This is a genomic window from Pseudomonas sp. LG1E9 (assembly GCF_003290225.1).
GTDB lineage: Bacteria > Pseudomonadota > Gammaproteobacteria > Pseudomonadales > Pseudomonadaceae > Aquipseudomonas > Aquipseudomonas cyclaminis.
The window spans coordinates 1,016,973-1,033,281 of the sequence record NZ_CP029983.1 but is presented as its reverse complement, the minus strand read 5'-3'; the positions used below and the strand labels follow the sequence as shown (position 1 = coordinate 1,033,281).

23 protein-coding genes are annotated in these 16,309 nt (G+C 61.9%); all 23 read right to left on the bottom strand.

Annotated features, from left to right (window positions below):
- Window positions 1-47: 47 nt before the first annotated feature.
- Window positions 48-1,025, bottom strand: a complete 978-nt coding sequence (locus DNK50_RS05025) for a hypothetical protein (protein WP_112193001.1) — start codon at window positions 1,023-1,025, stop codon at window positions 48-50.
- Window positions 998-1,702, bottom strand: coding sequence for a hypothetical protein (locus DNK50_RS05020; RefSeq protein ID WP_112193000.1), 705 nt, complete (start codon window positions 1,700-1,702; stop codon window positions 998-1,000). The genes DNK50_RS05025 and DNK50_RS05020 overlap by 28 nt, the downstream gene beginning before the upstream one ends.
- Window positions 1,699-2,247, bottom strand: a complete 549-nt coding sequence (locus tag DNK50_RS05015; protein WP_112192999.1) for a DNA-binding protein — start codon at window positions 2,245-2,247, stop codon at window positions 1,699-1,701. Before DNK50_RS05015 ends, DNK50_RS05020 begins: the two co-directional genes overlap by 4 nt.
- Window positions 2,244-3,146, bottom strand: a complete 903-nt coding sequence (locus DNK50_RS05010; RefSeq protein WP_112192998.1) for a hypothetical protein — start codon at window positions 3,144-3,146, stop codon at window positions 2,244-2,246. Before DNK50_RS05010 ends, DNK50_RS05015 begins: the two co-directional genes overlap by 4 nt.
- Before the next feature lie 32 nt (window positions 3,147-3,178).
- Window positions 3,179-3,718 carry a hypothetical protein gene (locus DNK50_RS05005; RefSeq protein WP_099583422.1) on the bottom strand — a complete coding sequence of 180 codons (540 nt, stop codon included), beginning with the start codon at window positions 3,716-3,718 and terminating at the stop codon, window positions 3,179-3,181.
- Window positions 3,719-3,720: 2 nt separating this feature from the next.
- Window positions 3,721-5,316, bottom strand: coding sequence for a phage tail protein (locus DNK50_RS05000; RefSeq protein ID WP_112192997.1), 1,596 nt, complete (start codon window positions 5,314-5,316; stop codon window positions 3,721-3,723).
- Window positions 5,317-5,324: 8 nt separating this feature from the next.
- Window positions 5,325-5,849 (bottom strand): phage tail protein, encoded by a 525-nt coding sequence (locus tag DNK50_RS04995; protein WP_112192996.1) that lies wholly within the window; start codon window positions 5,847-5,849, stop codon window positions 5,325-5,327.
- Window positions 5,842-7,017, bottom strand: coding sequence for a baseplate J/gp47 family protein (locus DNK50_RS04990; RefSeq protein WP_112192995.1), 1,176 nt, complete (start codon window positions 7,015-7,017; stop codon window positions 5,842-5,844). Before DNK50_RS04990 ends, DNK50_RS04995 begins: the two co-directional genes overlap by 8 nt.
- The gene (locus tag DNK50_RS04985) at window positions 7,014-7,331 is read right to left on the bottom strand and encodes a DUF2590 family protein (protein WP_112192994.1); all 318 of its coding nucleotides are present in this window, start codon (window positions 7,329-7,331) and stop codon (window positions 7,014-7,016) included. Before DNK50_RS04985 ends, DNK50_RS04990 begins: the two co-directional genes overlap by 4 nt.
- Window positions 7,328-9,313, bottom strand: a complete 1,986-nt coding sequence (locus DNK50_RS04980) for a phage tail tape measure protein (protein WP_112192993.1) — start codon at window positions 9,311-9,313, stop codon at window positions 7,328-7,330. The genes DNK50_RS04985 and DNK50_RS04980 overlap by 4 nt, the downstream gene beginning before the upstream one ends.
- 7 nt (window positions 9,314-9,320) lie before the next feature.
- Window positions 9,321-9,464 carry a hypothetical protein gene (locus DNK50_RS28745; RefSeq protein ID WP_021491337.1) on the bottom strand — a complete coding sequence of 48 codons (144 nt, stop codon included), beginning with the start codon at window positions 9,462-9,464 and terminating at the stop codon, window positions 9,321-9,323.
- Between the two features lie 20 nt (window positions 9,465-9,484).
- Window positions 9,485-9,778, bottom strand: coding sequence for a putative phage tail assembly chaperone (locus DNK50_RS04975; RefSeq protein WP_112192992.1), 294 nt, complete (start codon window positions 9,776-9,778; stop codon window positions 9,485-9,487).
- Window positions 9,779-9,821: 43 nt separating this feature from the next.
- On the bottom strand, window positions 9,822-10,277 hold the full coding sequence (locus tag DNK50_RS04970; RefSeq protein WP_112192991.1) for a lysis system i-spanin subunit Rz: 456 nt from the start codon (window positions 10,275-10,277) through the stop codon (window positions 9,822-9,824).
- Window positions 10,277-10,810 (bottom strand): lysozyme, encoded by a 534-nt coding sequence (locus DNK50_RS04965; protein WP_112192990.1) that lies wholly within the window; start codon window positions 10,808-10,810, stop codon window positions 10,277-10,279. The genes DNK50_RS04970 and DNK50_RS04965 overlap by 1 nt, the downstream gene beginning before the upstream one ends.
- Entirely contained in the window at window positions 10,807-11,103 is a 297-nt protein-coding gene (locus DNK50_RS04960) for a hypothetical protein (RefSeq protein ID WP_112192989.1), read from the bottom strand. Before DNK50_RS04960 ends, DNK50_RS04965 begins: the two co-directional genes overlap by 4 nt.
- Complete coding sequence (locus tag DNK50_RS04955) at window positions 11,100-11,312, bottom strand: TraR/DksA C4-type zinc finger protein (protein WP_112192988.1); 213 nt, start codon at window positions 11,310-11,312, stop codon at window positions 11,100-11,102. The genes DNK50_RS04960 and DNK50_RS04955 overlap by 4 nt, the downstream gene beginning before the upstream one ends.
- Window positions 11,312-11,761 carry a phage protein gene (locus tag DNK50_RS04950; protein WP_068932245.1) on the bottom strand — a complete coding sequence of 150 codons (450 nt, stop codon included), beginning with the start codon at window positions 11,759-11,761 and terminating at the stop codon, window positions 11,312-11,314. The genes DNK50_RS04955 and DNK50_RS04950 overlap by 1 nt, the downstream gene beginning before the upstream one ends.
- Before the next feature lie 6 nt (window positions 11,762-11,767).
- Window positions 11,768-12,883: a DUF2586 domain-containing protein gene (locus DNK50_RS04945; protein ID WP_112192987.1), complete on the bottom strand. Its 1,116-nt coding sequence runs from the start codon at window positions 12,881-12,883 to the stop codon at window positions 11,768-11,770.
- A gap of 11 nt (window positions 12,884-12,894) precedes the next feature.
- Window positions 12,895-13,575, bottom strand: a complete 681-nt coding sequence (locus DNK50_RS04940) for a phage virion morphogenesis protein (RefSeq protein WP_078834478.1) — start codon at window positions 13,573-13,575, stop codon at window positions 12,895-12,897.
- Window positions 13,565-14,011 (bottom strand): phage tail protein, encoded by a 447-nt coding sequence (locus tag DNK50_RS04935; RefSeq protein WP_112192986.1) that lies wholly within the window; start codon window positions 14,009-14,011, stop codon window positions 13,565-13,567. Before DNK50_RS04935 ends, DNK50_RS04940 begins: the two co-directional genes overlap by 11 nt.
- Entirely contained in the window at window positions 14,008-14,469 is a 462-nt protein-coding gene (locus DNK50_RS04930) for a head completion/stabilization protein (protein ID WP_112192985.1), read from the bottom strand. Before DNK50_RS04930 ends, DNK50_RS04935 begins: the two co-directional genes overlap by 4 nt.
- 97 nt (window positions 14,470-14,566) lie before the next feature.
- On the bottom strand, window positions 14,567-15,292 hold the full coding sequence (gene gpM / locus DNK50_RS04925) for a phage terminase small subunit (RefSeq protein ID WP_112192984.1): 726 nt from the start codon (window positions 15,290-15,292) through the stop codon (window positions 14,567-14,569).
- Window positions 15,289-16,308: a phage major capsid protein, P2 family gene (locus DNK50_RS04920; RefSeq protein ID WP_112192983.1), complete on the bottom strand. Its 1,020-nt coding sequence runs from the start codon at window positions 16,306-16,308 to the stop codon at window positions 15,289-15,291. Before DNK50_RS04920 ends, gpM begins: the two co-directional genes overlap by 4 nt.
- Window position 16,309: the final 1 nt, after the last annotated feature.

Here is a 16,309-nt window from a genome sequence, read left to right as displayed (position 1 = left end):
CAATATCCATATTTAGGTGCGTTCGCTTTATGCTTTAGAGGTCAATACTAAAGCGTTATTGGACGTAGCTTTTGTACCAACCGCTCTGCCAATGCGGCTTTTTCTGTAAATTTACCGGAGTCTGTAAGGCTTGGCGATGGACCAGGTGAGTGTGTATGCCCAGCCATTTGAGTATTCATCTGCTGCACCAGGTCGAGCAAATCGCACAGAACCTGCAGTACGTTCACCCTTTCAGACCCCAACCAAGTCCTGGGCGCCACGAGCCGCTGACTGACTGCCGCCACACTCTCGCGAATCCCCTGTATCCTTTCCTCCATGTCGCCACCCACCGTGGCGTTGTGCTTCTGCCCCACCACCAGGTTCAAATCCCGCCCGGTCGCCTGGTGCAGATCATCCACCGCCGCCAGGCTCGCAGATCCACCCGACAACAGCTTAAGCGCACCCAGCGCCTCGATCTTCTTGATACCGCCCACTGACTCGGTTGAATGGTCATCCACCGTCCTGATGTGGCTCTGGAAGCTCTCCGTGTTCTGCATTGCCTCCACTTCCCGCTCGATCGCCTTGTCCAAGATCTTGCCGTCGGTTTGGCGCAGCCAGTTGCCGTCGGCGTCGACACGTTGCTGGCAAGCTTCACTGTGCTGCCATACCTGGTCACCCTTCGGTACCCGGGGCAGGCTCAGGCCATGGGGCAGGATCTGCGTGATAAAGGGCTTATGCGGCAGACCATAGGCAAAGCTGACCACCACAGTGGTGCCTTCTTCCGGGAAGCCGAACATGCCCGCTTCTTGCCCGCCCATAGGGGCCGGTAGTGGTAGGCCAGTCAGGATCGGTAGCGCCGAATCTGGCTCGCCATCGGGCAACAGCACTTCCACGTCGACGCCAAAGCGCGGCCGGAAGTCGTCGCACAGACCAGGTGCGGCCGGCGCATCGGGAACGGCCACCACTCGGCCAAAGCGCGGCAGGTGATAGCCACCGGTCAGTTCGGGGAATTGCCGCTCTACACTGCGACGGATTGCGTCGTCCATTTGATCGCCATTTGGTTGCCGGCAAGGGTCACGCTGGTGATCCTCTCGCCCTGATTGATGGTTGCACCTGGTCGTAGCCCTGGGAGGGCCGCGATCATTGCGCTTTGGTTGCCCTGGTAGCCGTCGAACAGTTCGACCGGCAGCTGCAGCGGCGGGCGGATGCCAAAGAAGCTGTCGGCCCAACTGCCCACAAACAATTCGCCATCGCCCTGCTGCTGCCATATAAAGTCGGGGATGCTAAACACGCTGGCCAGGCTATCCATCGCCAGGTAGCCGGTGGCCAGACTGTAGAAAAACGGGGCTTTGACCTTGGCGTATGCCTGGTCCGGCACGCGAAAGCGCAGGCCGGTCTTATCGCTGACTTCTGCCAGCACGTCCTGCAGGTCGACGTGTCGCAGGTTCAACGGCATAGGCTGCGACAGGATCGCCGCCAGTTCGCGGCAGACCAGGATCTGCTGCACGCTGTTGATCGCCGTCGAGCGTTCGACAAATCCAATGAAGTGGCGCTGCAGCGGGCCGTCGTTGTAGCCGACATCGAGCATCACCAGGCCTTTGACTGGGGCGCCGGCCTGGATGGTGAAGGTCGCCCGGCCGGGACTTTTAATGTCCAGGCGGACTTCGTCCTTGATCAGTGGGTAAGGCGTGCCGCCGATCGTCAGCACCTTGTGCAGTTTCATGGTGTGGGGGCCAGCCAGTCGTCGACCTTTTTCAAGGTCCGTTCAAAGCCGCTCAGTTCCTCGGGCTTGCCGGTGCCGTCGCCCCCACCAGCGGCGCCGCCGCCAACCGCCGAACCCGGGCCGGATTGCGACGTGACGCCGTTGCCGGCGCGACGGTTCTCCACCCGCTCGGGGTTGGACAGTTTTTCAGATAGGGTGAACTGCACCAGCCACTGACTGAGGGTGTCGTCTTCCCGCGCACTCACACCATCGCTGAATTGCACCTCGCGGATGCCGAATGCGGCGGCGGTGTCGTTGACGATGCGGTACATCTTGAGTTGACCACCGCCGGCCGTGGCCTCGGCCAAACGCATCAGGCTACGCAGTTGCACTTGGTCAACAAAGGGGATGGCCAACGATACCGTCAGGGTTTTGGGTTTGAAGCCCTTGTGCGCCGTCTGGCTGTTGCTGGTCTGCCCCGACAGATCGTCGCTTTCAATACGCAGGTTGGCCGTGATTTTTAGGCGTTTGCCCAGGATCTGTTGGCCGTCGAGTAATAGCGTCATAGGCCGACCAGCTCCCGAACAAAGCTCAGGCCATCCCGCGAACCGACCAACAACACGCCGGCGCACAGCACCCACTCATGACCTGGTGCATCACCCTGCAGCAACGCACGGCGCAGCTCGTTGTTGTCACCGGGGCCCAGGATCCGCGCACGCATGCTGTGATCGGCATTCCCGCCGGCCAGCAAGGCTTTCAGGTCGTTCAGCTGTTTGTTGCGGTCCTGCTGCTGGGCAGCTTTGCGGCCGGCCAGCGCTGCCAAGTCCCCCATGGGTGAACTGTCGGCCGCGTAGCTCTCCAAGACGGCAATCTGGCCGGCCATGGATTGCTTGGCCGCTTTGACCAGCGTGCAGCGCTCCAGGGGCAGAGCAGACCAACGCGGCAAAGGCCCGGCGCTGGGGATCTCCCACTTTTCAGTTTCCAGGCACGATAGGTTCCGCGCCCGACGTTCGGCGCGCACCAGGTCAGGGATCGGTAGCAATGCATTAAAGCGCGCCAGGGTCTCGGCGAACTGATCCAGGCGCGTGCCCAGGAAGATCAGCGACAGCGCGTACTGAGGGCCAGCCGGCCGGCCGCTATCAGTGGCGTCGACCAGTTTGGCGGCCAGCTGCTGCAGCAAATTCGGCGCGGACAAAAAACGCTGGTGGCCACGGCCCTGCCCTATCCCGCTTTGAAACGGCGTCACGGCCAGGCACGCCGGCGCCTCGCCCATCTGCCCGGCCAATGCTGTATGGCCGGCCTCGATCGCGCCCTTCGCTGCATTGCCTACCGGGCCCGGGTTTGTGCTGGTCATGCCGTCCAAACCCGCCAGGCGTTTCGCCGTGCCGGCCAACTCGCCGCCGGCGAGACCCTGCGCCGCTGCCAACTGGCTCATCCACTGGGTGGACTGCTCGGGCCAACGCATGGTCACGGGAGCCCAGGTAACACTTGGAGTGCTTACCACTTCACAGCCTCCAGTGCTTCGAGGTCACCTGCGCTAAACGCATCATCCAACAGTTGCTTGAGTGCGTATGCCTTCTGCAATAGCTGCTGCTTGATCAGAGTGAAGTCGTCACCGACCTGCCGGATCTGCGCGTAGGTATGCGGGCGAAACTCCCTCACTCCAGCCTCATCACGGCAGGCGTAGAGCGTGTCCAGCCCAGCAAGCACGGCACCGGTCAAATTGAGTTGGTCGTTCAGTTCGCTGCTGTACTGATGGCGCATGCCCAAGGCCGAGGACCAAAACCCAGCGGTGATAGCCGCTTCACAAGCCGCGTTGATCATCGCTGTCTGCGCGTCGTATTCGGGCTGCAGACGCGGAGGATCGATAAGGATAGGTAAACCGCTGGCGTCGTGGCTGCGCACCTTGCCCATTGGGGGGTTGGCGATCACCGACAGGTACAAAGCCTCAGTGATGGCGATGGCGTCATCTGGGATGTTGGCGTGCATCGCAGGAAAGTAAGTCGTGCCCAGGCTCGGGCTATAGAAGCGCTGCATGATTAATATCCTATGGACAACAGTTGAGGGTATCCACCGGCACTGGAGCTGCCCGTACCGCTCCACTGCGCCACAACCACCACCGACTCTTTAGTCGATGAAATCGTCTGGAACCAAAAGTCGGACGCAGTGGTGCTGACAGCGAGTGTCCCGACGATTGAGAACAAGTTGGCCGAAGGAAACGCTAAGGGGAGCGCGATGGTGTGGACGCTGTCCCCCACATTGGTATGAACGCCGCGTGCCCATTGAATGACCAGGCCACCCAACCAGGTCGGGAAAACCACGTACCCGTTCGCGGTCAAGCTCAGCAGGAAGCCCCAGCGCAGCTTTTTGGGAGTGATGAAACTGAGGTCGTCGACACCTGTGTTGGTCATGACCTGTGAGGCGATTTTGGAACTACCAACGAATGCCTCGGTGGCCTGACTTCCAGAGGTGGTTATCGTTACGTCGCCAGATCCGTCGAGCGTCACGTTACCCAGCACTGCGCCGTTCAGCGTGATCTTGCGGGCGTTGGCCCACCTTGCCGCCTTTCCCACCACGGTGACTCCCGACACGATGTTGGCGATACCGGTCCAGATCAATGCAGTCGCGGCCTTGACCGCTTTAGTGGTGGCAAGAATGACGCTGCTGTTGGTGTCCTGGTCGTCGCTGATGGCGTTGGGAATGTTGCCCAGCCCTACGTCTTCCTTGGTAGTCGCTCGGGCTCGCAGGCTTTCATAATCCCCTACCCGGGCAGCGAAATGCTGCACCAGCGGCCCGCCGATCGGCTCCACCGGACGACGGTCGGTGATGGTGTTCGCGTTCGGCAGATCGGCGATCAGCACCTGGTAGTGCTTCACGCCTGCGCTGTCCGTGTAGTCCAGGCGATTTGCCCCAAAGGCGATTGTCGCCTTGGCAACCATGTCGCTCAGCTCGCGCTGCATCGCCACGTCAATCCACACCGAAGTCGGAAAAGCACCAGGTGCACTAAATTGAACAGCTGCACGCTCAAGGCGGACGCCCTCGACATAGGCGGTCCCGGCCTTGAGCTGGTAGACATTCCCGACCTTTTCGACCTGCAGGGCGCTACCGAAGAAGCACACCCGGCCAAACACATCGCGATTGGCCTGGCGCTCGCGCTCATCGATGCCAGCCAAGCGGACGGTGAAATCATGCTGCCAGGTCTTGGCGTCAATCGTGACGCCGGTTAGCGCTTGGGCGCCGTCGAACACCACCAGGAAGTTGCGCGTTAGGTTGTTTCCGACCTGCTGGGGTGGAATGTTGCGGCGTTTTTGCTGGACCGGCACGTACGCGACCGCGAACAGCACGCCGTCGGCGGTCTCAAGTCCGATCCAGTTGAAGTCCCAGTCGCCAACATCAGAGCCGATCTGGGCGCTGTACACGACCTGGTTGGGGTTCACATAGCCGACATGCTCGGACGGGATCTGGTGCGTATACACGATTTGCGCCGCCACAGGCTTCGGCGCGGCACGGTCCACAGGTGCGGTTGGGTTCAACCCGGGCACGTTGGCAAAAATGAATCGGCTGACTTTCAAACCGGCATTGGCGGCTTGTTTGGCGGCGATCAGGTTTTCACCTGCAAGGGTAAGGCTGGCCATGGGGGCTCCTACAGGCTGGCGACCAGCGTTTGCTGATCGTCATTGAACTGGACGATGGCGGTGGCCACCGTGATTGGGGTGATGGTCGAAAAGTCATAGCGCCGGCAAGTGCGGCCGTACTGCTGGATCAACACGCGCAGCAGCTCGGGGTTCTGCGATAGCTGGGAGTCGGAGAAACGCAGTAACACCACGTCCCAGTCGCGCCCAGCCTGGCGCTCCTCGATCTCGACATAACCGACGCCCAAGCGCTCCAGGATGCGTTTCATCCCTGCGGTGCTGCCGGCGTCGACGGCGTTGATGAACGCGTACTTGACCCGTAGGCGATACAAGGCCTCGGGTTCGCCCTTGAAGCGGGTGATGTCGCGCTGCCAGGCCAACAGGTCCAGCACCGTGATGTGGCAGGTGTCCGCGTCCATCTGCAGCAGCGGCCAGCGTAACCAGCCTTCGACGTTTTCCCACCAGGATTGGGCCGCAGCCTTGAGTTTGGTCAGCTCGATGCCATCGAGCCAGAACGGCAAGTTGATCTTAATCACGCAACAACACCTCCAGGCTTTGGATCCGTGGAATGTTCAGCTCGCTGATGATGTCGGCCGTGGCAAAGCGCAATGATTCGATGCCGGCGAACTGCTGGTGAAGCTCTTCGCCCAGGCGGCTGAATGAAAACCGCGACTGGGGATAGGTCAGCGTCGGCTGGTAGTCGCTGGCAGTGCTGTCACGAAACGCCGCACGTACGAACAGCGCGGCGTTGTCTTTGAGGGTTGCACGCTGTTCGGTGGTCAAGGTCGAGCGCGGCCAGATCTCCAACTTTACGGCGTGCTGGGTTTCAGGCATGACCATCACCAACAGGTCATCGCCGTGGCCATGGTTGCCCTGGTCGCGGATATGCGCGTTGATCTGCGCCAGGTACGTCGCCGCCGGCACGTCCGCATCGAACAGAACAAAGGCGTTTGCACTGCCCGGGCCACGTGGCGCGCCGTGCTGGAAATACACGCCATCTGGGCGCACGCCTGGAAAGGCCGAGATCATGGCGCGATACACCGCGTCGGTGTGCCACTGGTTGACCGCTGAAAACTGGTTGCGGGTGCGCAAACGCAGCTCGTCATTGGGCTCAGGATCTGCACCAGGTGTAGTCAACCAGCCGTCGGTGTTCACCACCTGGGCAATGCCCGGTACCGGGACGGGCAAGATCGCGTAATAACCCGGGGCCAGGTTGAAACCGGCGCCGGTGTCGACCGCCTCGACCGGGATCTGCAGCTGCATCAACCCATCGGCGAAGATGCCCACCGCCGTGGTCACCACCTGGTAGATATGGCCATTGATAGATGCGGACTGCACTACTGTCCCGGCCGGCACTTCCAGGGCGCCGCCGGCGGCTTCGCGGGTGAACAGCAAAAAGCCCTTGGCCTTGGTCGCACCCTTACGCTCTACGTTGACCGCCCAGGCCAGCATGTCGAGCCAGGCGTCTACAGCGGTCTTGACGAAAAAGTTGGGCAGCACCGTGGCCACGAAAAAATCCAGGATCCACAGCACCGGCTTGGTCACCAGGGCGCGCACCACGCGCCAGAACGGCGAATAGGCGCTGGTGTTGCTCAGTTTGCTGCCCTGGGCGGCTACCTCTTTTTCCCACGCCTGCAGGAGCCCCGCTTCGGTCGTGGGAATGCCGGCGTCGGCCAGCGCCTGCTTGAAATCTACGTCGCTCACAAATCCACCTTAATATTGCCGAATTTCAGGGTTGTCGCTGTGACCAGGTACTGGCCTGGCTGCAGCTGTGTGATCTGCGCCGTGCCTGGTACCAGGCGCTCGTCGGCCTCCACCAGCAGTTCCAGTTGTTGGATACAGTCGCGTTGCTTGAGCCGGTCGCGCTCGGCCACCAGGGTGACCAGCAGGCCGCTGTCGCGGATCATGTGGGCGATGTCCTGGGCGATGCTGGCCCGGTCATCAATCAGCAACGGCTGACGCGACGGGTCCAGCACCAGGTCGTTGCCGACAATCAAAAGATCGATGTACTCGCTCATCCGCCCACCGACATGGCAACCATATTTTCCATCTCCAGGGAGGTCATGGGCTTGCTGTTGTGGATCTCGACTTTCTCCACGTGCATGCCCTTGTTCTGGCTGCTGCTGTTGTTCTGGATACTGGTCAGCAGCCCGCCCTGGGGCACGGCGTTGGGCCGCGCCGGCGACAGGCTTGGAATGGCCGCATTGATGGTCTGCTGGGCACGCTGCGCTGCTGCAGCGCTGTCCATGGAGTTGACGCCGATGTCGGTACCCGGCACCTCGGGCATGGCGCCGAAGCGGGTTTCAATGTCGACGCCGGGGATCTGGTTCAGCATCTCGATCAGGCCGTTGATTGCCGTGTGAAAGATCGCGACGATGCCGTCCCACGCGGCCTTGGCCATCCCGGCCCAGCCGCCCATCGAGGCGAACCAGTCCGACAACGCGGTGAGCTGGTCGCTGACCCACGTGAACGCCTCGCTGTTCATCAGAGCGGCCGTCCATTCGTCCCAATAGACGATCGCCAACGCGACGACAGCAATCAGCGCCACGATGCCGCCGACAATGAGCAAGACGGGGTTGGCCCACATGGCGGCGTTGACCAACCAGATCGCGCCCTGCCACAACAGCATCGCGCCGCGAACCAACCCCAGGCCCACGGTCAGCACGGAGACCACGGTGATGTAGGTCAGCATGATCAGCTTCTGCAGCAGGAACACGGCCGTGGTTCGAAGGCTGATCATCTGCACTACTTTCCAGACGGTCACCATGGCCAGCCAGGCCATACGGCCGGCGCCGACGGCAAAGGTCAGCAGGGACATGACGGCAATCAGCGCCAGGATCGTCAGCGTGACGATGCCGATCACCCGGGTGATGTTGGGGAACATCTGCGTCCAGCGGGTCATGGTGCCGGCGATGCCCGAAAGCTTGGCCATCAACGGCGTCAGGATCGGAATAAGCGCTTGGCCAAAGGCGATGCGCAGCGCTTCAACCGCTGCGCCGAACTGCTGCCACGGGTCGACCATGTCCATGGCCATTTTCTGCGCGTCCTCAAGCCCGCGCACCTTGCCCAGCTTTTCCATGCCGTTGCGTAGACGGTCGGTGTCCTTGGCCAAGGAGCCGATCACCTGCGCGCCCTCCCCGCCAAACGCCTCCATCAGTTTGGCGCTGGCCGACGCACTGGTCAGGTCGCCCAGCTTGCCCTGCAGCTTGTCCATGATCTGCAGCATGGGCAGCGCCTTGCCGTTGGAGTCGGTGAACTTCAGGCCCATTTTTTCGGACGCGGCGCCCAGGTTCTCGAAAAACGCCTTGTAGCGCCCGCCGGCGTCGCCGCCTTCCATGGTGCTGCTCAGCGAGCCGATCACCGCGAACTGCTCGGCAATATCGACGCCGGCAGCGGTCGCGATAGAACCCACTTCCTTGAAGGCGTCCTTGAGCTGGGCGCCGTCGGTGCGGAAGAGCTGCACCGCCAAAGCAGTCTGGCCACCCAGCTTTTCAACCCATTCGCCCTTGCCCATGGCGTCAGCCTGGCCTTTGAACAGGTTGTACATGGTGCCCACGTAGGCGCCCATGGTCTCGGCGTCGGATTTGGTGGCCTTGGCCAACAGGTTGCTGGTGTTGGTGAAGGTCGCCAGCTGGCTGCCCGTGAGTCCCTTGATAGCGCCCTCGATGCTGTAGGCCGACGCCACAAAATCCCGGGCGTTCTCGCCATAGTTCACCGAGAACTCCAGGGCCTTCTGATTCAACGCGCTCAGCGCATCTTCGGCCACGCCCAGGGATTTAACCTCGCCCAGGGCGCGGTTCATCTCCAGCGCGGGCTGTAGTGATTCGTTGATGCCGACAAAAGCCCCCGTCACACCGGCCAGGCCCATGCCCATGGTCTTGATGTTCTTTTCGCTTTGCTCGGTCAGCTCGGAAAAGCCCATCTTCACCTTGCCCAGGGGCGCGGTGACCTTGTCGGTCAGGGCCAGGATGAAGTCCAGGCGGGCGCTACGATCGGCCATGTGGTTCCTATCCGTTCAACGCACGGGCAATGCCGCTTGCCACGGCAAATTCCATGCGTTTCCAGTGTTCGTCTTCCAGCCACTTGGCCGTGCCCATGTTTTCGATGCTGGGCTCGGCACCAGGTAGCCAACGGTTGGTCAGGGCCAGCAACTGGCCCAGGCCGTCTTCGGTCAGGCGGTCAGCGTGTTCAAGGGCTTTTTTACGATGATCTCGACGTCAGGCGCGTATTCCTCCAGCAGCGCGCCGGCCACCTGCATGGTCATCACCGGGTTGGCCAACAGCTCGCGCAGACCGGCTTTTTCTGCCGGCAGCACGGTGCTGCTCAGGAGATTGAAGGACGGCGCGACCTTGTTATTGGCGGTCATGGCGTTGAAGTACTTGGTTACGTCCTGGGGGGTCAGGGTGAAGGTGAATTCCTTGTCGCCAATTTCCAGGGTGATGTCGCGGGCTTGGGTCTGGCTCATTGTTCGTATCCGTTGTGGTGGTTGGTTTAAAGGGGGGTTCGGGTCAGCGCAGGCACACCTGGTGCACGTAGTCCTGCAGCCCCAGGATCATTTGCTTACTGAAGGCAAGTTGATCTCTGAGGGTGAAATAATCCGGTCGAGCGTCTGTTGCGAGTTCGGCGGTGACTGCATCAGCCACGCCGCCGGCGCTGGTTTTTTCGGTGCCGGCGGCGCTGCAGGTGGCGTTGACGCGCAGCCGCTGACGGCGATCGTCAACAGCCCTGCGCAGCTCAAGGTTTGAAGCGCGTTCATGGTCAAGCTCCAGGGTTCGTTTAAGATCGATAGCGTCACGGTCAGCCAGCATCTCGCCGCTGATGCGGGCGGCTTCGCGCAGGCCTGTCACTTCGAACAGGGCGTTGTCACGCTCCAGGCGGGCGGTGTCGCGTTGCCCCTCCAAGATGTCGAAACCGATAAATGCGGCCGCGCACAGCAGCAGCGGAAACAGAATCTCGCGCAGCATCACAAGCCCTCCGCGCACATGGCCGCTTCGGCGCGCCGGCGAGCGTGCAGGCCTGGCACAAAGCGCTTGCGGCCCTGGGCGTCGGTGACCGACGACCACACTGGGCTCTTACCGTCGGGGCCCCAGGCGAGCGCCTTGCAGCCCTCGGCGATCTTGCCGGCATTGATCAAGCCCACGGCGCGACTGGCGCAGGTGCTGGGGGTACCGAAGTTGTGGCCATGGCTGCTCAGGGCGTCGAAGGTCTTCTGCCCGATCGCCGGATTGGTCAGGCAGTCAGCCAGTGCCAGTTGGCCTTTCTCAACCACCAGTTGCTCCACCTCGGCGCAGCGCGCCGGCGACCAGTAGTCACCCACAATCAACGGATACGGGCTGGTGTAACGGGTGATGCCCTTGCACACGGTCGGCAGGCCACGGGCCAAGCGATCGGCGTAGACGACGTTTTGGCCCTCCCCTTCCCACTTGCCCAGGAAGGCAAGCAAGGGCGCGCTGGCCAGCACCAGGACACCGGCGGCGATCTTGTTACGCAGGCTCATGGGAACAGGATCCGCAAAAGCGCCGGCCCGACCATCTGCGCGACCACACCCAGCACCGTCAGCACCGCCAACATGCGCGTGACCTTCGTACCGATATCGGACACGGTGGCGGTCAGCTCGCGCTGGCCATCGTTCAAATCCGAGAGCTGTACCGCCATGTGTTCGAATTCGCCTTCCAGCCGGGTGACACGGGTCGGCACGGTTTCATGACGTTCTTCCAGGTCGCCTACGCGGTGTTCAAGCACAGCAAAGCGGCTTTCCAGGGTGCCTTTGGGCTTGGCGCGTGCAGTCATCGGCGCTGTCCTTTCTCAAAAACTGATTGGCACGGTACGCAGCGGGTGATTCCGCCCAGGGCCTGGCGCAGTTCCGGAATCGGCTTAGCGCAGTCTTTGCAGTGGGTCAGGCTTGGCCCGCTAGGCCGTGCTGCAGCAAGTGCGGCCGCGATCGCCGCGTCACGCTGACGTTGTTCCAGGGCCTGGGCGCGATCGAACGGGCACACCATCAGCGCAGGCCCTCGATCTCTGCAGCAGCCAGGTACGGCACGCCGTTGACGCGGATAAAGTCCGGGCTGGTGACGTCAAAAGGCACCTTGTGCTTGGACTTCTCGCCGCCTTTAGGGTCGACACTCAACAGGCTGGACACCTTCAACTTGCAGCCGAAGGCCTCAATGCGCAGCTCTTCGTCGCCGGCCTTGGCGAAAAACACCGAGTCGAAGGGCTCCAACTGGCGGAAGCTGCCGGCACTGCGGGCGGCTTCGATCAGAAGGTTGAAGTTACTGGTGTCAAATTCGAATTCACCGCTGCACGACACATCGCCGTCGACGTGCCCGTTGGGCACACCCCGGGATTGCGCCACGGCGGTGTTATCGGTGATGTCCAAGGTGCAGCTTTCAACGTGGATCTGCAGATCGCCCAGGTTGATGTCGAAGTTTTTACCGCCAATACGGGACATACGGGATTACTCCGAATCGTCGTTGGAAAGGTCCAGGGCGATGTTCGCCGTGAGGTCTTTCGGGCAATTGAGGGGCTTGATCTTGATGTACACCTCCACCTTGGTTTTGGTGTGCCAGACCAGCTGGATGTCGCCGTCTTTCGGGGATTCGATCTCGCCGGGGAACACCTGACCGGCAAAGGTCGTGGACTTGGCCATCACGCGCAGCGGCTTCATAAACGCGCTGATTGCGGCCGCCATGCTGTTGGCCGTGTTGTTCAAGCGCCGATCGGCAACGCGCAGGATCAGCAGCGGGCGCACCTGGCGAGCAGCCTTGTCAGCCAAACGCAGGTACTCAACCACCTGGAAGTCGCTCGCCGGCGCATCGAGCATGTTGCCGTCGCCCCAGAACACGCCCGGGTAGTCGGGGTAGGTTTGCGAGACTGAGAAGCGCGCCTTGTCGAGTTCCGATCGGACGGCCGACGGCAGCGGCAGGCCTTCTTTGTCTTTGGGCACGCTGCCCAAGGCCAAAACGGCGCCGCTGGCCACGCGCATAGGGCTGTCAGCAATGCTGACGGCAGCATTGGCCAGGCGCCCAGCCAGGACGCCCAGGTCGTTGCCGTGCAACTGGGGCACGACCAGGACACGCGGTGCCGCCAGATCTTTGGTGATCGCCTTTTGCTGGGCCAGGTAGTCCGACCAGGTCTGTTCTGCAGTGATGCCAGCGGTGCTGGCCATCACGAACACACGACGGCCGTAGGTGTTGCTGACGGCGATCGCGGCGTCATGCATGGCCGAGAGTTCAGCAGCAGCGGCCACCGGTTTGGTAATCACCACGGCTTCCACAGAAAAGCCCTGCTGCTGGGCTTTTTCCAGGGCGACAAGCCAGTCACCATCGGCAGCAATCGGAGCCGCCAGGCACGCCCAGCGGTCGCCGCCGTTGGCCTTGGCTGCCGCGACTTGGGTTTTCAGGTCGCTGATGGGCTGGCCCAGGACCGCTTCCAGGTCACTGTCGGTGTTCAGGGCGATCAGGCTACCGACGCTCTTAGCGCCGGGACCAATGAACAGGAAATAGCGCTCGATCTCGGTCACGGCACCCTGGCCGAGGTTGAGATTGTTAACGCTGACTTTGCCAAGTGCCATGCAGTGCCTCGTTATTTGGGGGAGTTGAGGATTTGTGCCAGTACCTGGTTAACCAGCAGGCTGGTATCCCGATCGGTACTGACGCCCAGGAACTGGCGTTTTGGCAGGGTGATTTCCCAGCTTTGCGCGCCGTTGCCCTCGGCCTTTTCGTCGGACAGGATGCGTATCAGCAGGCCCGCCTTGGCGTAGTTCACGTGTTCTTGAATCCATGCCACGGATGGCCGGGACAGGCTTTTTTTGCCCTTCTGGCGCACCTTGAAGCCCAGGCGACGCAGACGTTTTGCCTGTTTGTCCGTCGCGGCCAGGCCCTCGGGCACCTTGTTCCACCGGCGCATCTGCGCGGCAGTACGGCGCTCGGTCGCGCCGTGGTGTTGCTGCGCGGCGACCCAGCCGGTCAGGCCGTTACGCCATCCCAGGGTTGCGGAGTCCGCGCTCACGTTGGTGACCTGGAGCAACTTGCCCAGGCCGGCTTCCATCTTCTTTTTGCCCTTGCCGTCACCCTTGCGTGCTTCGAAGGCCGAGCCGTCCAGGTTGCGCTGTTCGCGGATCCGCTTACGGCTCATGGTCCGCACGCGCTTGGTCACGTTGTTGAGCAAACGCCGGCGCAGCTGCGGGGGCAGACTCAACAGCGCCAGCTGCTCGCGAACGCCCAGGTGCCCCCGTACGTCCAGCTCGAAAGTGCTACGCGCCACCGCCGCGGACCTCGCCTTGCTCAGCAACCCACAGGTCGAAGTCGACCAGGCCCCACTTCTTGCCGAACGCCTCGACCAAGCCGTTAGGGTCTTCGGTCAAGTGCTGCGCCTCGACAAACTCCAGGGTCAGTTCCAGATCTGCTTCGTCCGGGGTGACCTGGTCGACGGCGAACGTCGGCGCCGGCAGGTCGTCGTCCCGATCGGGATCGTTGGTTTCCAGCCAGCCGCCCAGGAGCGCCATCAACAGCGCCGGGTTGCCGGCGAATCGCTCAATCACGACTACGGCGCGATAACGCATATCGCCCATGTGCAGGCCCTGGGTGGTGTCTTTCCAGATCAGGTCCAGGTTGACCTGCTCGGCCCAGCTGTCGATCTGCTCGGGCAGCACCAGATTCAGGCCGATCAGGTAGGTGGTCAGGGCGCGGAGCTTGTTCATAGCAACGCCGCCGTGATGCGGCCACGGCCCTGCAGCGAGCGCACAGCCTGTTGGCTGAATGCCAGGAAGGTTTCCGGGCGATCGGGTAATTCCTTGCCCAGGTTCTCGGCGCTGTCGCGGCGGATGATGGTCGCGAACTGGGGCAGCAGGCTCGCTTTGGCCCTGCAGTAAACGGCGCGTTTGTACGTCGCTGCTTGAAATGTGCGCTCCGGCAGCACCATAGGGTCAGCAGATTCCAAGGTGGTGACACCTTGGTTCTGCCAACGCGCTTTGCACGTGGCCAAGTCGCTGTTGACCTCGGACATCGCCGTGGTCAATTCAGCCGTCAGCAGTTCCACCAGGTATTCCGCCGGCAGGCGATAGCCCTTCTGGAATTCGGCCACATCGAGGTTCGGCCAAAAGCCGTCATTCTCGATCGCCATTTCCACAAGGGTGGTGGGTTTACCTGAAAAGCTCATGCTGACCGCTCAAATAGGGCGGGGAGCCTGTTTTCAGTGGGACGGTCCATAAATGGGCGGCTCACTTCCACAGGTCCCCGCTGGGGGGGGTAGTCGGTTATTCGGTGGCCGTGGTAGCGGCCGCTTGTTTTGCCAGGGCCCTGCGGACCTTTTCGATGCGGGTGTCGTTGCCGGCCTGTGCGTACAGCTCCGTTGAGCGCTCCAGGTGCTTGAGTGCGACCTCAAAATTCCCGGCCTCCATGGCGCGCATACCGATCAACTTGTGGTACTTGCTCGGGATCTGCTCCGTCAGTTGCCACTCACCGTCAACCAGGGGCAGCAAGTCGGAGAGGTAAGGCTCTGGGCTGCGGTTGGCTTTGTATTCGGCGTAGGCCCACTCGCACACCGCGTCAGCGACAAAGGTCTGGATGTCGCGGCGCTTGAAGCGCTCCGGCATCTGCTGGCCCTGCTCGATCAGAACGTCGGCCAGCTCCAGGGCGTCTTCGAACTGGGCGGTGTCGAACAGCCAGACCAACACCTGCACCGCAACGCGATTTGGGAAGACCAAACCCGACTCGCAATAGCGCTGGACGTACTCCTGGTACTTGGGCAGCAGCTCGTCGCGTTTAAGTGCCTGGCGTCCTGCCAGGCCATTGATCGCGCTGATGCGTGCCAGGTCCTGGTCCAAGGCCGCTTCCTGCAGCAGCAGGTGCTTGCGTGCATTGGCGGGGCTGCTCAGGGCTTCCGCCGGCGAGTAAGGAAGCGCTGCGGAGACGGCAGCCGCCGTAATGGCGGCGCCTCCCAGCGCGATAGTGCGGCGCTTGTGCGCAAGGGCCAGACTCACGCCACAAGCTCCACGTTTTCGGTCATGGCGAACTTTTCCAGCTGCTCGATCACATAACCTTCATTGCGGCTGTTGTAGTCCTCAACGCGGGAGCGCTTTGGATTGTCGACGGTCTGCTTACGCCAGCTGGAGTCCTGGAAGTAGATCGATAGGTTGTCCCAACTGGTGACGACCACACCGTTGACCGGGAAGAACGGCACGCTAAAGCTCGGCAAGCCGCCATAGGTGGCGATCACCTGGGCTTCTTCGATGCGCTCTTTTTCGGTCGGGGTGTCGCCCTGCTTCGAATACAGCTTGGCCTTGTCAGCGGCCAGCAGGTCGGTGCCGATGATCGCGATCAGGTCGCCGGCATCGCGCAGACGCTCGTCCACCAGCTGCTTGGTGTCGTGCACCAGGGCATCGAGGTTGGCATAGTCGCCACCGGCGCCGAGGGTGACTTTGCCGGCGACCTTGCCTTCCTTGAGGACCTGGGCCGGGATCTGTTCCCGGGCCTGTTGCAGCCAGCCTTTGTTGACGTCCTGCAGCATCGGGTATTTTTCGATGTCGGTCTGCACGGCAGCATGGGTGCCGTGGAAGCCGACCATGATGCGGTCCAGCGCGATCTGCTTTTGTACGGCAGCGGAATAGCGCTGGTGGAAGTCCGGAAACTTAGCCCAGGCATCGATTTTGGCGTAAGGCAGGCCAACATCGGACTCGGTGGAAGACAGCTCATAGGTGGACTGATCCAACGACGATGCGTCTTTGGCTTCGCGATCGGTGGTCTTGGTGTTGGTCCGGCCAGTGACCGGGCCCGACACGCCAATGAAGACCTTCTGGCCTTTGATCTCGGTCACCGGAATGACGTTGATACGCCCCAAGAAGTCGGACTTGGCCGTGATGGCGTCGTTCAGCTCCTGGGCAATGGTCGGGTCGACGCTGAAGTGCTTGCTGGCCAACTCCACACCGTAGCTTTCAGCGATGGCCAGTTGCAGCTGCGCGTACATCTTGGCGCCGTAGGCGCTCAACGAATAGGCCATG

Excerpts from the sequence above, each read along its gene's own strand:
- DNK50_RS04985 (WP_112192994.1), bottom strand. The coding sequence starts at position 7,331 with ATGAGCGAGTACATCGATCTTTTGATTGTCGGCAACGACCTGGTGCTG.
- DNK50_RS04960 (WP_112192989.1), bottom strand. The coding sequence starts at position 11,103 with ATGACTGCACGCGCCAAGCCCAAAGGCACCCTGGAAAGCCGCTTTGCT.
- DNK50_RS05005 (WP_099583422.1), bottom strand. The coding sequence starts at position 3,718 with ATGCAGCGCTTCTATAGCCCGAGCCTGGGCACGACTTACTTTCCTGCG.
- DNK50_RS04950 (WP_068932245.1), bottom strand. The coding sequence starts at position 11,761 with ATGTCCCGTATTGGCGGTAAAAACTTCGACATCAACCTGGGCGATCTG.
- DNK50_RS04930 (WP_112192985.1), bottom strand. The coding sequence starts at position 14,469 with ATGAGCTTTTCAGGTAAACCCACCACCCTTGTGGAAATGGCGATCGAG.
- DNK50_RS05015 (WP_112192999.1), bottom strand. The coding sequence starts at position 2,247 with ATGACGCTATTACTCGACGGCCAACAGATCCTGGGCAAACGCCTAAAA.
- DNK50_RS04920 (WP_112192983.1), bottom strand. The coding sequence starts at position 16,308 with ATGGCCTATTCGTTGAGCGCCTACGGCGCCAAGATGTACGCGCAGCTG.
- DNK50_RS04955 (WP_112192988.1), bottom strand. The coding sequence starts at position 11,312 with ATGGTGTGCCCGTTCGATCGCGCCCAGGCCCTGGAACAACGTCAGCGT.
- DNK50_RS05025 (WP_112193001.1), bottom strand. The coding sequence starts at position 1,025 with ATGGACGACGCAATCCGTCGCAGTGTAGAGCGGCAATTCCCCGAACTG.
- DNK50_RS05020 (WP_112193000.1), bottom strand. The coding sequence starts at position 1,702 with ATGAAACTGCACAAGGTGCTGACGATCGGCGGCACGCCTTACCCACTG.
- DNK50_RS05000 (WP_112192997.1), bottom strand. The coding sequence starts at position 5,316 with ATGGCCAGCCTTACCCTTGCAGGTGAAAACCTGATCGCCGCCAAACAA.
- DNK50_RS04980 (WP_112192993.1), bottom strand. The coding sequence starts at position 9,313 with ATGGCCGATCGTAGCGCCCGCCTGGACTTCATCCTGGCCCTGACCGAC.
- DNK50_RS04970 (WP_112192991.1), bottom strand. The coding sequence starts at position 10,277 with ATGCTGCGCGAGATTCTGTTTCCGCTGCTGCTGTGCGCGGCCGCATTT.
- DNK50_RS04975 (WP_112192992.1), bottom strand. The coding sequence starts at position 9,778 with ATGAGCCAGACCCAAGCCCGCGACATCACCCTGGAAATTGGCGACAAG.
- DNK50_RS04965 (WP_112192990.1), bottom strand. The coding sequence starts at position 10,810 with ATGAGCCTGCGTAACAAGATCGCCGCCGGTGTCCTGGTGCTGGCCAGC.
- DNK50_RS04935 (WP_112192986.1), bottom strand. The coding sequence starts at position 14,011 with ATGAACAAGCTCCGCGCCCTGACCACCTACCTGATCGGCCTGAATCTG.
- DNK50_RS04945 (WP_112192987.1), bottom strand. The coding sequence starts at position 12,883 with ATGGCACTTGGCAAAGTCAGCGTTAACAATCTCAACCTCGGCCAGGGT.
- DNK50_RS05010 (WP_112192998.1), bottom strand. The coding sequence starts at position 3,146 with ATGCGTTGGCCCGAGCAGTCCACCCAGTGGATGAGCCAGTTGGCAGCG.